This is a genomic window from Nitrospira japonica (assembly GCF_900169565.1).
Taxonomy (GTDB): Bacteria; Nitrospirota; Nitrospiria; order Nitrospirales; family Nitrospiraceae; genus Nitrospira_C; species Nitrospira_C japonica_A.
The window spans coordinates 1,050,943-1,063,322 of the sequence record NZ_LT828648.1; the positions used below are offsets into that span (position 1 = coordinate 1,050,943).

General features: G+C 59.9%; 12 protein-coding genes. 6 read left to right on the plus strand and 6 right to left on the minus strand.

Features of this window, described 5'->3' with window-relative positions:
- Positions 1–16: 16 nt before the first annotated feature.
- Together otsB and NSJP_RS05120 are read right to left on the minus strand one after the other, a co-directional pair.
- Positions 17–847, minus strand: coding sequence for a trehalose-phosphatase (otsB, locus tag NSJP_RS05115; protein WP_080885849.1), 831 nt, complete (start codon positions 845–847; stop codon positions 17–19).
- Positions 844–3,096 (minus strand): alpha,alpha-trehalose-phosphate synthase (UDP-forming), encoded by a 2,253-nt coding sequence (locus tag NSJP_RS05120; RefSeq protein ID WP_080885850.1) that lies wholly within the window; start codon positions 3,094–3,096, stop codon positions 844–846. The genes otsB and NSJP_RS05120 overlap by 4 nt, the downstream gene beginning before the upstream one ends.
- A 49-nt stretch (positions 3,097–3,145) precedes the next feature.
- Between NSJP_RS05120 and NSJP_RS05125 the strand changes: the two genes are divergently transcribed.
- A complete protein-coding gene (locus tag NSJP_RS05125) occupies positions 3,146–4,930 on the plus strand; it encodes a glycoside hydrolase family 15 protein (RefSeq protein WP_080885851.1) in 1,785 nt (594 codons plus the stop codon).
- Positions 4,931–4,959: 29 nt separating this feature from the next.
- On the opposite strand, the gene NSJP_RS05130 is transcribed toward NSJP_RS05125, so the two are convergent.
- The 3 genes from NSJP_RS05130 to NSJP_RS05140 all read right to left on the minus strand — a co-directional run bounded on the left by NSJP_RS05130 (position 4,960) and on the right by NSJP_RS05140 (position 6,378).
- Positions 4,960–5,382 carry a hypothetical protein gene (locus NSJP_RS05130; RefSeq protein WP_080885852.1) on the minus strand — a complete coding sequence of 141 codons (423 nt, stop codon included), beginning with the start codon at positions 5,380–5,382 and terminating at the stop codon, positions 4,960–4,962.
- A gap of 91 nt (positions 5,383–5,473) precedes the next feature.
- Entirely contained in the window at positions 5,474–5,728 is a 255-nt protein-coding gene (locus NSJP_RS05135) for a hypothetical protein (RefSeq protein WP_080885853.1), read from the minus strand.
- Positions 5,725–6,378 carry an OmpA family protein gene (locus NSJP_RS05140; protein ID WP_080885854.1) on the minus strand — a complete coding sequence of 218 codons (654 nt, stop codon included), beginning with the start codon at positions 6,376–6,378 and terminating at the stop codon, positions 5,725–5,727. Before NSJP_RS05140 ends, NSJP_RS05135 begins: the two co-directional genes overlap by 4 nt.
- A 408-nt stretch (positions 6,379–6,786) precedes the next feature.
- On the opposite strand from NSJP_RS05140, the gene NSJP_RS05145 reads away from it, so the two are divergent.
- Positions 6,787–7,452, plus strand: a complete 666-nt coding sequence (locus NSJP_RS05145; RefSeq protein WP_080885855.1) for a response regulator — start codon at positions 6,787–6,789, stop codon at positions 7,450–7,452.
- A gap of 84 nt (positions 7,453–7,536) precedes the next feature.
- Here NSJP_RS05145 and NSJP_RS05150 read toward each other — a convergent pair whose 3' ends face one another.
- Positions 7,537–8,262, minus strand: coding sequence for a response regulator (locus NSJP_RS05150; RefSeq protein WP_080885856.1), 726 nt, complete (start codon positions 8,260–8,262; stop codon positions 7,537–7,539).
- 139 nt (positions 8,263–8,401) lie between these two features.
- Between NSJP_RS05150 and NSJP_RS05155 the strand changes: the two genes are divergently transcribed.
- The 4 genes from NSJP_RS05155 to NSJP_RS05170 all read left to right on the plus strand — a co-directional run bounded on the left by NSJP_RS05155 (position 8,402) and on the right by NSJP_RS05170 (position 12,226).
- The gene (locus NSJP_RS05155) at positions 8,402–8,977 is read left to right on the plus strand and encodes a CBS domain-containing protein (protein ID WP_080885857.1); all 576 of its coding nucleotides are present in this window, start codon (positions 8,402–8,404) and stop codon (positions 8,975–8,977) included.
- Positions 8,946–9,479, plus strand: coding sequence for a ferritin-like domain-containing protein (locus tag NSJP_RS05160; protein WP_080885858.1), 534 nt, complete (start codon positions 8,946–8,948; stop codon positions 9,477–9,479). Before NSJP_RS05155 ends, NSJP_RS05160 begins: the two co-directional genes overlap by 32 nt.
- A 152-nt stretch (positions 9,480–9,631) precedes the next feature.
- On the plus strand, positions 9,632–11,803 hold the full coding sequence (glgX, locus tag NSJP_RS05165; protein WP_080885859.1) for a glycogen debranching protein GlgX: 2,172 nt from the start codon (positions 9,632–9,634) through the stop codon (positions 11,801–11,803).
- 192 nt (positions 11,804–11,995) lie between these two features.
- Positions 11,996–12,226 carry a CsbD family protein gene (locus NSJP_RS05170; RefSeq protein ID WP_080885860.1) on the plus strand — a complete coding sequence of 77 codons (231 nt, stop codon included), beginning with the start codon at positions 11,996–11,998 and terminating at the stop codon, positions 12,224–12,226.
- Positions 12,227–12,380: the final 154 nt, after the last annotated feature.

Sequence of the window (12,380 nt, forward strand, 5' to 3'; positions counted from 1 at the left end):
GTTGCGCGGCGGGCTGTTACGAGCCGCGTGACAGCTCGTGAATCGATCCTGCCCTGCCGGGCGAATGGGAATCTTGAAAGGTTGGGGTGAGGTCCAGGTGATGGGTCAGCAGTTTGAGGACGTCCTGCACCTCCGTCTGATGATCCAGGTAGAAGCGGGCACGAGAACCGTTTTCCGCCCCGACGCGCACTCCCATCACCAGGCCTTCGTTCAGCGAGAACACCGTTTCGTCCGTTTCGTCGTCTCCGATGTAGAAGAGACCGTCCCGACGGAGATGGGTCATGAGCGCCGAGGCCGCGGATCCTTTGCCGGACTGGCCGGGGGGCAGAACGTTGATCGAGTGCTTACCCATGATCAGGGAAGGCGCAGGGGTCAGCCGGTTGAGGATCTGCAGTGCGCGGCGGCAGGCGGCCGCGGGGTCCGGTGCGCATCGAAAGTGGATGGTGAGCGTGTAACGCTTGTCTTCGATCTCTCCGCCCGCCGCCGCCATCGAGTCGGATTGTTCGTTCGCGAGCTCGCGCCGCCAGTGTTCGCAGACCTCCTCGGCCAGGCGAAGCGTTGTGGGACTCGACAGGGGACTCTCGATGCCGTGATTGCCGATCAAATGCGGCACTGAGCCGTTCACACGCCGGGCCAGATCGGCGACCGACCGTCCGGAGATGATCGCACAGGTCGTTCGCTTGGCCAGTTCCGTCAGCCACCCGCCCGTCTCGCGCGGCAGGGTGACACCGTCCCGGTCGGCCGAGATAGGGGCGAGCGTGCCGTCGAAATCGAACGCATAGAGCAGCGGCCGGCCGGCCAGGGCGCCAAGCGCGCGTCGTCCTTCCTCCGACAGTAGATGGATCATGCCTGGCCTCTCGTGCTGATCCGGGTATCGCGCGTGCCTGTCTGCCGATCGACACGGGCGCGCTGCCGCATGCGCGCGGCGTCCATCAACATCCGGCCCGCCCAACGATAGACGTTGAACTCCTGCACGATGCCGCGCATGCTGCGCATCCGTGCGCGCTGTTCGACCGGCGGCATCTTCAACGCAACGTGCAACGCCGCGGCGCATTGATCGATGTTGTAGGGATTCACCACCAGCGCGTCCGGCAGCTCCGTCGCGGCGCCGGTAAATTGACTCAGGATCAGTACGCCTTCCTCGTCGTCCCTGGCCGCCACGAATTCCTTGGCGACGAGATTCATGCCGTCATGCAGGCTGCTGACGATGCAGAAGTCGGCGCCGCGGTAATAGGTCGTGACTTCCTGCGGGTCATGGTGCTCGATCCGCAGGTGGATGGGACGATAATCTTCATGGCCGAACCGATGATTGATGCGATCGGCCATCGCGACGACCTGCTCCGTCAGTTGACGGTACTCGTCGATCTTGGACCGGCTGGGTGCCGCGATCTGCACGAACGAGAAGGAACCGATCCATTCGGGTTCCAGCTCCAACAGCCGCTCGATGGCGAGAAAGCGCTCCAGAATGCCTTTGGTGTAATCCAGACGCTCGACCCCGACGCCCACGCGATGGGTGTGGGGCAGGCCGTTGATGGCCCTGATGTGAGTTCGGCAGCTGGGCACGGACGGCTGCTCCGGCTGTCCCCGGGTCGGCCAGGCGATTGAGATGGGATACTGCTTGACGGTCGTCAGCTTGCCGCCATGGGAAATCGTGGAGCTGTCCCAATCGATTCTGGCCTCCAGGGAGCGGTCGACCGTATTGATGAAGTTGCTGCAATGGAAACGGGTATGGAACCCTAGAATGCTGCTGCCGAGCAGGCCTTCCAGAATCTCCCGGTGCCAGGGACAGATCGCATAGCGCTCGGGGTTCGGCCAGGGAATATGCCAGAAGGTGATGATGGTCGCATGAGGCAGGTGATCCCGCACGATTTTCGGCACCAACGCGAGATGATAGTCCTGCACGAGCACGACCGGATTGTCGGTCTTGGCTTCCTCCAGTACCGCCATGGCAAAGCGCTCGTTGATTTCCTTGTACCGTTCCCAATCCGAGGTGCGGAACACGGGGCGCACGTGGGCGAGGTGGCACAGAGGCCACAGGCCTTCGTTGGCGAACCCGTAGTAATACCCGTCTTCTTCTTCGGGCGACAGCCAGATGCGGCGGATTTCGTAGGCCGGATGATCCGGAGGCACCCGGACGTGGGCGCGGGCGTCGACGACCTCGCGGTCCGCGGTTCCGCTTCCGTGCGCGATCCACACGCCCGAGCAGGCGCGCATTACGGGCTCCAGAGCGGTCACGACACCGCTGGCCGGCACCTGAACTTCCACGTGCGGTCCGTTCCACACATGAATGTAGGGCTGGCGGTTCGAGACGATGAGCACCTCGTCGCCGGCCAGATGATCGTGGAGAATCGCCTTGAGCGTGGCCGGCGTCCAGCTCATCTGGCTTTCGTCGCGCATGCGCTTGTCGGCTTCGAGGTCGTGGATCAGCGCGCGGAGATCCTGGGCCACCGGCTGCAGTTCCGAATGGTGATTCTGGTTCTTGATGAGAGCGACCAATCCTTCCCCCTGCAACATCGATTGCACGCCCGACACCCAGCCGCGCCAGCTGAGGTGCGCGACGAGCACCGTCACGAGCGAGATCACGGCGCCGATGATTGCAAAGAGATAGAAGAGGTACCATTTGGTGTCGGTGCTGCGCCGCTGCACCCAGCTCATATCGTGCACGAGCATCAAGCGGCCCATCTGCCGTCCGCTGGCTTCGATGCCCACGGCCGACACGTGAACTGCGCCGTGGGGAAGCCGCAGCATGGCGGTTTGTTCCGCCTTGATGGTCCCGGGACCGTCGCAGGGAATCGAATCGGGATACGTCAGGGTCTTATAGGCCAGACGGTTGTCGCGATCGCAGAAGCCTACGGCGAAGAGCCGCTCGTCCTGGATGATCCGATTGAGATAGTTCAACAACTTTGTTTTTGAGTCAGTGGAAGCCAATAGATCGGCCAGCGGAGCCTCGACCATGCGGCCGATGAGCTGGGAACGGATCTCCAAGTCCCGCACAAACCATTTCAAGGTGAGACTGTCCACCAAGGGAATGACCGCGTAAGCCAGAGCGGCCAACACGAGAGCGAGGGGAAAAAGAAACCTTAAAGATAGGCGCATACGTTCACCTCTCGTTTACTTCGGTCGAGAAATCGCCTATGGTGGGGGGATGTACCCCTACGGTCTTATTGGCAATTGTCAGACCTCCGCGTTGATCAGCTCGGCCGGCGCCGTGGAATGGATGTGCGCGCCGCGCCCCGACAGCCCGCCCATATTCGGACGGCTGCTCGATCCCGACGGAGGCCATTTCTCGATCACAAGTCCGATCGGGTCCAAGGAACCCACGACGACTCAGCAGTATCTGCCGAATACCAACATTTTGATCACGACGGTCACCAGCCCCAACGGCGATGCGTTTCAAATCACCGATTTTTGTCCGCGTTTCGAGCAGTACGGCCGCGTCTATCGTCCGGCTGCGCTGTTCCGATTGGTCGAACCGCTGCACGGCACGCCGGCCATCCGGGTCAGCTGTCAACCGGTGTCCGGGTGGGACAAGGTCCCCGTTCCTCCCGTGAGAGGAAACACGCATCTGCGCTATGACATCCGCGGGGAATCCCTGCGGCTGTTGACCAACATGCCGTTGACGTACCTCTGCGAGGAAATTCCGGTCGCGCTGACGCGCAAGTTCTATTTCGGCCTGACCTGGGGACTCGGCATCGAGGACGATCTCATCAAAGTCACCCATGACTTCCTCGACCAGACGGCCCGCTACTGGAGAACCTGGGTCAAGCATTGCTCCGTTCCGTTGCTGCATCAGCAGGAGGTCATCCGCTCCGCCTTGGCCCTGAAGCTTCATTGTTTCGAGGACACGGGCGCCATTCTCGCCGCCATGACCACCAGTCTGCCGGAAGAAATCGGCGCGCCCCGCAACTGGGACTATCGATACTGCTGGCTCCGCGACGCCTATTTCGCCCTGACTGCATTCAACAATCTTGGGCACTTCGAGGAGATGGAAGCCTTTCTGAACTTTCTCCTCAACATCGCCCATACGCATGAACATTCGCGCGACCGGTTGCGGCCCGTCTATACGCTCAGCCAGGGCCTTCCGCTTCCTGAAACCGAACACGCCAACTGGGCCGGCTACCGGAACAGTGTTCCGGTCCGCAGTCAGAATCAGGCCGCCGATCAGGTTCAAAACGACGCCTACGGCGAGATGATCCTGACCTTCACGCCGATTTTTTTCGACGAGCGGTTTTTTGACCTGCGCACCAAGGATCTGGACGGGCTCCTGGGCCACCTGGCGCAATTGTGCGTCCGCAGCATCGGCGAGCGGGACGCGGGTTTGTGGGAAATCCGCGACGGATGGCAGGAGCATTCCTTTACCAATCTGCTCTGCTGGGCCGGGCTGGAACGTCTCGAACGCATTCAACAAGCGGGACACCTCCGTTCGATTGCCCTGGACTTGACCGCCGGCCGACTTCGAGCGGCCCAGGCCTTGCTCCGTGGTGTGCAGGAGGGATCGCTTCGGAACGGTCCAAGTGATTCTAGCCACGACGCGGCTCTCTCGCAACTTGCCATCTTGGGCTATCCTGATCGCCATCTATGCGAATCCACCGTGCTGCACATCGTCGATGATTTGGCGTTGAAGCGCGATGGTACGGACACGGGGTTTTTCTATCGATATGTCCGCAAGGACGACTTCGGAACACCGGAGTCCGCATTCGTGATCTGCTCCTTTTGGATCGCGCAAGCCCTGGCTCGCTTGAGCCGGCTCGCCGAGGCGCGCCATATTCTGGATCGCGTGCAGGCCGCCGCCAATCACGTCGGACTATTCTCGGAACACTTCATGCCCGGATCGAACATTCAGTCGGGAAACTTTCCTCAATCCTATTCTCATGTAGGCATGATCAATGCCACTTTTGCCGTCAGCCCCCCCTGGAGCGACGTTCTCTGAGCGGTGCCGAGCGGCCATGAACGGGGCGGTCATCCACCGGTTTTTTCGACGTGGATGGTCGCGGTCGGACTGATCTCGCTTTTGGGGTTGTCCGCGTCGAACCAGACGTTGAATTGCAGGGTGCCGGACCGTATCGGACAGAGGCTGGCCGTCTCCCCAGGGGCAATCGTGATGACATCGCCGATATCCCCGAAGAACGAGCTCACACCTTTCTTGCATCCCAGTTCTTCGAGCAGACGCACGGAAAGAAATCCGATTCGCACCGGGGTGGCGCGAAGATTTTCCCAGCGAATCTCCTCCCCGGATCGTGCATAGACGGTCGTCGGCTTCACGACGTCCGAAATGCGGATCGTGCGGACGACCCCGCGGCTGTCCGAAAGCGGCGAATGGCCGCAAGCCTGGAACGTCCAGACGACGGCCAAGAGAACAAGACCGATACCTGCCCGTGCCATTCCGTTACTCCTTCGGTTGAACTGCGAACAATGGTCCGGCCAAAGTGAGCCGTCCCCTCGGGCGGGCTCGGCTTTCACATATTCGATCGGGTCAGCGAAACGGTGGAAACAGCGTTAACGCGAGGACCGGCGGGTGCAAAGACGACGACGGTTCCGCCGCCGCGTCGGCGGCGGGCGGAGGCTGAACAGCAGCCGGTGGAATCGACAGGCTTTTGAAGATCGACGTCGTAAAAAGATTGAATGACGCCGCCGGACGCATGAATGCTCCGGGCACGGCGAGAACGGCCGCCGGGACCTCATGCTCCGCGCGGGGAGCGTCGCCTATCTGGTTCGTTGCATGAATCATCGTGTCGTGAAATGCGCCCGGCGGTTTTTCTGCCAGCAACGTTCCTCGTGTTGATGACACGAGGGACGAACCTCCCCGTAGCTCACGATCTTCAGCTTTCCGGCCGGCACGCCGAGATCTTCGAGGTAATGTTTGGCCGATTTGGCGCGTTTCTCTCCCAAGACGAGATTATAGGCCTGAGTGCCCCGTTCATCGCAATGCCCTTCGATCACCACGGACTTGTCCGACAGGTTATTGATCAGCTGGGCATTCGTATCGAGGACGGAATGGGCATCGGCCCTGATTGTGTAGCGATCCAAGTCGAAAAAGATGTCGGTCAGGACAGGGTCGGCATCCCCTACCGCAGCGGCACCTGTCGATGATTCAGGCCGCGGGGAGCTCTGATGTGGTGCTGAGTCAGCCGGCTGTTCCAAGCGGGATGCGGCGACCGAAGAACCGCCGGCCGCACTAGGTGGAGCAGGCTGGTGATCGGGGAACGTCACGATCTTGTCCGGCACAATGTTTTCGACCGGGGCGGCCTTGGCGGAGGCCGGCGATTGCTGCTCGCCGGCTGAGGAAACGGCACGCTTGGCACAGCCGGCAGTCGTGCCGAGCATACCGAGGCAGAGGCATAGACAAACAAGTTTCACTGTCTGGAATCGATCGATCATCGTGCACCCATGCTGTGAGTAAATGAGGAGATTGCCCTTGCTCCAGGCTCACTTAAATAGCATGAGACGGCACGCCTTGGCAAAACCCCTCTGCTCCTCCAGCCGTCAAGGGATACACGACCTTCAGATATCTTCACGAATTGGATGGCTCCGGGGGACAGATTGTCCGTGGTGGAGGCCAAAAGGGACAGTTTGTCCCTTCAAGTGGGATCCGACCGTTGCCTGCGCAGTTCTATTGCCACCCAAAAAGATCCCTGGATTTACACCCGCATCTCCCTTGGGACGCCCTAGTGCCATTTGCCGATGCTTGGCAAGGGCTTTCACTGGTCCCTTGAGACGAGTCCTGAAGTCTGGGTACACTTCTTTCATACCTTCAACTCGACTCCACACTGTCGAAGCGAGGTGATCATGGCGGAACCCTATCGCATTCTCTTGGCGGACGATCATGTGTTGGTCGCAGAGGGCATTCAGAAACTGCTCGAGCCGGAGTTTCAATTGGTCGGCATCGTCGCAGACGGTCGCGCGCTCATTGCAGAGGCGGCGAAGCTGCAGCCGGACATTGTCGTCGTCGATATTTCCCTGCCCTTGCTGAACGGTCTTGACGCGTCGGCACAGCTCAAGAAGCACCAGCCGGACCTCAAGATTATCGTGCTGACCATGCATTCGGAGCAAAACTTCGTGACCCAGGCGTTTCGAGTGGGCGCGTCCGGCTACGTACTCAAACAGTCCGTCGGATCGGAATTGGTCCAGGCGATCCGCGAGGTCATCAAAGGCCGGACATTCGTGTCGCCGATGGTTGCGCAGAGTCTGGTCGATCAGGCGGTCAACAAGTCCTCGAGCGAGACCTCCGTCGATGCAGAGCGCGCCTTCGCGCCGACTCTGAGCTCACGTCAGCGCGAGGTATTGCAGCTCGTGGCTGAGGGTAAGGCGACCAAGGAGATCGCGTCTATCTTGAACGTCTCCGTTAAAACGGTCGAGTTCCACAAAACCAGGATCATGAAAGAGTTGCGCTTGAGGACGGCAGCCGAGTTGACGAAGTACGCCATTGCCGCGGGATTGACGTCGATCCACTAACAATACAAAATTACAAATCCGAATCTCGAAAGACGAAATTCGAAGCAGGAAATTCGGGACGGAACCCAGGAACTTGTTTTGAACTTAGAGCGACGTAATGCCCTGGGCGAGGGCAAACTTGATGAGATCGGAAGTGGTATGCACCCCGAGTTTTCTGGTGATGTTCGCCTTGTGAAACTCCACGGTCTTCATTGAAATCTTCAACTCCTGGGCAATCAGCTTCGTAGACCGACCATCCGCCAGCAGCACCAAGATTTCCCGCTGGCGGGCCGTCAGATCGCTTGAAAATCCCTCGGGTCTGAACCATTCATGCTCCATCGCCTCCCGCACCTCCGGGTCGATCTTCGACGACAGAAACCGCTTGTTGGCCAGGACGCTGTCGATGGCCGCGCGCAGCTCGTCCGAGGCAGATTGTTTAAGGACGTAGCCCGTGGCTCCGGCCCGGAACGCTTCACTGATCGAGACGGCTTCGGTCAGCATGGTCACCAGCACGATCTTGACGGAGGGCAACAACTTCTTGAGTTGCCTGGTTGCGACGAATCCGCTCATGCCCGGCATACAGGCATCAAGGAGGATCACGTCCGGCCGGCACTCTACGGCCTTCCCGATGATGTCTCCCGCGTCCTGGATGGTTCCGACAATGGTGAAATGAGGGTCGAGGAGCTGGCGAATGCTCTCCAGCACGAGAGGATGATCATCCACCAATAGCACTCTTGCCGTTTTCATGGGCTTGGCGCTTCCCAGTTCCGACGCGACAGGCGACCGTTCCGGTACACCCCCATCATCGTACAGTTCTTCCGGTCGTTTCAAGACGGGTCCTCCCAGTCTAGATAAGGAGATTATCCCTTACGGGACTGTGTGCAGAAACTAGGCCTGCCCCTAGTTCTTTCGGGAACCTGGGGAATTTCCGAGTGCCGTGCCACTGTTCCCCGGGAGTACGGTGGAAAATATGGACAGAATGACATCACGGCGGCGCCGCGGGGGACTGTACCTGGAGTCTACTGAAGCGGAACAACTGGGGGTTCTCCCCGGTGAAGAACGACGGGTAAAGGACGTCATGGATCGGCATCTCGCGGTCATCCCCCCAGCATCGGACCTGGCGCAGGCTACGGAGGTCATGCAACAGCGGCAGGTCACGTCTTTGATCGTTGGAGAAGAATCGGCACCGATGGGTCTGCTGACCGACCGCGACCTGGCGATGCAGCTCACACGCGCGGAGCCACAGCGGGCCCGGACAGTCGGAGAAGTGATCGCGGGACGACAGACCCTCGTCTGTCATGAGGACGACATCCTGGGGGATGCATTATCCGCGATGAAGGACCGGCAACTATCTTCGCTGCCCGTCGTGAACGGGCGCGGCATCGTGGTCGGCATGCTCTCGCCGCTCGAAGTCGCTTCCGCCGCCGTGCCGACGGTCACTCCGGCATGGACCGAGGGAATGCGCCAACCGGAAACCATGAGCGATCAGCGGGGGCAACGGAAAGGAGGAGACGATGAAGGACGGACAGTTCACCCTGGACATTAAATCGATTCGAGAACGGGCGCGTAAACACATCGGGGACGGCGCGGTGACGGCGGGCTACAAGGCCAAGGCGCCCGTCGTGCTCAATCTTCTCAATGACGCCCTGGCGACCGAGGTCGTCTGCGTGCTGCGCTACAAGCGGCACTATTTTATGGCGCAAGGGCTGAGATCGGAGAGCGTCAAGACCGAATTCCTGGAGCATGCCAAGGAAGAGCAGGCGCATGCGGATGCCCTCGCCGAGCGGATCGTGCAATTGGGCGGAGAGCCGAATTTTTCGCCCGATGGCCTATTGAGCCGCAGCCATTCGGAATATGCCGAAGGTCATTCCTTGGAGGATATGATCAGCGAGGATCTCGTCGCCGAGCGGATTGCCATCGACAGCTATCGGCAGATGATCGAGTACATCGGTGCGGACGATCCGACGACGCGGCGATTGCTTGAGGAGATTACGGCCAAGGAAGAAGAGCATGCCGAGGATCTCGCCAGTCTGTTGAACAAGTCTTGAACCGCCGTGTCGGTTGCGATTCCACGGGCTGAATTCAGGATTTCGATTCCGGATGCGATGTGCGCGAGCTGCGCATCCCTTGGCGAGGTGCGTCGCGCTCTTCGCTCCGCCGCCAGCGCGGCTATTCGTACACAGGACCGAGGAGGACGTGCATGACCAGAATTACCGTGCGACCCGGCCATCCCTACCCGCTCGGAGCCACGTGGGACGGCGAAGGCGTCAATTTCGCCCTGTTTTCGGAGAACGCCACCGGAGTCGACCTCTGTCTCTTCGATCGGCCCGACCAGGAAAAAGAAACTCACATCATCCGCATGGAAGAGCGCACGAACCAGGTGTGGCACGTCTTTCTTCCAGAAGCCAGACCCGGACAACTGTACGGCTACCGGGTTCACGGTCCCTATGATCCACTCGCCGGGCACCGGTTCAATCCGAACAAGCTGCTGATCGATCCCTATGCCAAGGCGCTCAACGGAGCGCTGCAATGGTCCGATTCGATGTTTGGCTACCGGATCGGCGATGCGGATGCCGACTTGTCATTCGACGAGCGAAACAACGCGTCGCAGGTGCCGAAGTCGGTGGTGATCGAAGAGTCCTTCACCTGGGGAGGCGATGCCCCGCTTCGCCGGCCCTGGAGCGAAACGGTAATTTATGAGATGCACGTTAAGGGATTCACGATGCGGCATCCGCTGATCCACGAGGCGCTGCGCGGCACGTATGCGGGACTCGCCACGAGGCCGGTGATCGAATATTTGCAGCGTCTGGGCGTCACGGCCATCGAACTCATGCCCGTGCACGCGTTCGTGGCGGACAAGCATCTGGTCGACAAGGGACTGACCAATTATTGGGGATACAACACGATCGGCTACTTTGCCCCCGATCTGCGGTACGCCGCCCAGCCGGAACTCGGCGTCAATCAATTCAAAACCATGGTAAAGACCCTGCACAGCGCCGGCATCGAAGTGATCCTCGATGTGGTGTACAACCATACGGCCGAAGGCAACCAGCTCGGTCCCACCCTTTCATTCCGCGGTATCGACAATGCTGCCTACTATCGGTTGGTGCCGGACCAGCCGCGCTATTACATGGACTACACCGGCACCGGAAACACACTCAATGTGCGTCACCAACGGACGCTGCAACTGATCATGGACAGTCTCCGGTATTGGACGCTGGAGATGCACGTGGATGGGTTCCGCTTCGACCTCGCCTCCACGCTCGCCCGCGAACTTCACGACGTGGACCGGCTTGGAGGGTTCTTCGACATCATCCACCAGGATCCCGTGCTGTCGCAGGTAAAGCTGATCGCCGAGCCGTGGGACATCGGTGAAGGCGGCTACCAGGTTGGAAACTTTCCCGCCGGATGGGCCGAATGGAACGGAAAGTACCGTGACTCCATCCGTCGCTATTGGAAAGGCGACGGCGGGCAGGTCAGCGAGCTCGGCTACCGGCTGTCCGGAAGCAGCGATTTGTACGAAGCGAGCGGGCGGCGCCCGTTCGCCAGCATCAATTTCGTGGTCGCTCACGACGGATTCACCCTCCGCGATCTGGTGTCGTACAACCAGAAGCACAACGAGGCGAATCTCGAAGGCAATGCGGATGGGTCGGACGACAACCAGAGTTGGAACTGCGGGGTCGAAGGGCCGACGGACGATCCGTCCATTCGTGAATTGAGAGTCCGCCAGCAGCGCAACATGCTGGCGACTTTGTTGCTGTCGCAAGGGGTTCCGATGCTCTGCGGCGGCGACGAAATCGGGCGGAGCCAGCAAGGCAACAACAATGCCTATTGCCAGGATAGCGAAATCAGCTGGTTCAATTGGGAAATTGCCAATGAAGAACAGGCGCTGTTCGCATTCACCAGTGCGCTGATCATGCTGCGGGCCGCGCATCCGGTCTTCCGGCGGCGCCAGTTTTTCCAAGGGCGCAGCATCTACGGCGCGGACATCAAGGATTTATCCTGGTTCCGGCCGGACGGTGAGGAAATGACGGAAGCGGATTGGCAGCAGGGTTACGTCCGCTGCCTCGGCGTGCGTCTGGCCGGAGACCGCATCGAGGAAAAAGACCATCTTGGCAATCCCATTCATGACGACACGTTTCTGATTCTCATGAACGCCCACCACGAACCCATCTCCTTCATGCTGCCCCCCCATCCGGCGAACGATCGCTGGCAACTGGTGGTGGATACCACCCAGGAGCTCATTCCCGCACGCGCGCCCCTCGTCACGGAAGGCACGCACTACGACTTGAAAGGCCGATCCCTCGCCGTGATGCAGATCAGCACGGCACTGCCGATCAAGCATCGTCCGCACCATCCGTCCGCTCTCTGAGCGTCCGGATTTCGTCGTGCATGTCCCAGCCGTCGCCCTGCAATATTCGGGGAGTTACCTAGAGAATGTCTCTTGGCGTGCCGGGGGTTTTCCCAGCCGGGTCCACGTCGCCGACAGGATAGAGTGACAGAGGAAGCAAGACGACCCCGCATCCGGCGATGCCGGATGCGATAACCGAAACCGGAGGACAGCATGAATGCCGATACTTTCAAAGGGAAATGGGGCCAGTTCAAGGGCGAGTTGAAGCGGCAATGGGGCAAGTTTACCGACGACGATCTCATGCAAATCGAAGGAAACTACGAGAAGTTTTTGGGGAAAGTTCAGGAACGCTACGGTGAGCAAAAAGATGAGATTTCCGGGTGGGCCGATACATGGTTTCAAGGACCCAAGCCGGATCAGGTTGAGAAGAAGCCGGTTCGGTAGTTTTTTCAAGGGGCTCCGTCCACTCGGGCGGATGACGGGCTGTTCCAGCGAGTGGAAATCGGCCTGTTGTCCGTCGGAGGTCGGAGTCGTTGCGGTCATATGATGACGGTCGGAATCAACTTCCATTTCTGACGGAACAGGGGTGAGTGCGGCC

Coding starts and splice junctions, on each gene's coding strand:
- NSJP_RS05120 (WP_080885850.1), bottom strand. CDS start 3,096: ATGCGCCTATCTTTAAGGTTTCTTTTTCCCCTCGCTCTCGTGTTGGCC.
- NSJP_RS05130 (WP_080885852.1), bottom strand. CDS start 5,382: ATGGCACGGGCAGGTATCGGTCTTGTTCTCTTGGCCGTCGTCTGGACG.
- NSJP_RS05155 (WP_080885857.1), top strand. CDS start 8,402: ATGGACAGAATGACATCACGGCGGCGCCGCGGGGGACTGTACCTGGAG.
- otsB (WP_080885849.1), bottom strand. CDS start 847: ATGATCCATCTACTGTCGGAGGAAGGACGACGCGCGCTTGGCGCCCTG.
- NSJP_RS05145 (WP_080885855.1), top strand. CDS start 6,787: ATGGCGGAACCCTATCGCATTCTCTTGGCGGACGATCATGTGTTGGTC.
- NSJP_RS05135 (WP_080885853.1), bottom strand. CDS start 5,728: ATGATTCATGCAACGAACCAGATAGGCGACGCTCCCCGCGCGGAGCAT.
- glgX (WP_080885859.1), top strand. CDS start 9,632: ATGACCAGAATTACCGTGCGACCCGGCCATCCCTACCCGCTCGGAGCC.
- NSJP_RS05125 (WP_080885851.1), top strand. CDS start 3,146: ATGTACCCCTACGGTCTTATTGGCAATTGTCAGACCTCCGCGTTGATC.
- NSJP_RS05140 (WP_080885854.1), bottom strand. CDS start 6,378: ATGATCGATCGATTCCAGACAGTGAAACTTGTTTGTCTATGCCTCTGC.
- NSJP_RS05160 (WP_080885858.1), top strand. CDS start 8,946: ATGAAGGACGGACAGTTCACCCTGGACATTAAATCGATTCGAGAACGG.
- NSJP_RS05170 (WP_080885860.1), top strand. CDS start 11,996: ATGAATGCCGATACTTTCAAAGGGAAATGGGGCCAGTTCAAGGGCGAG.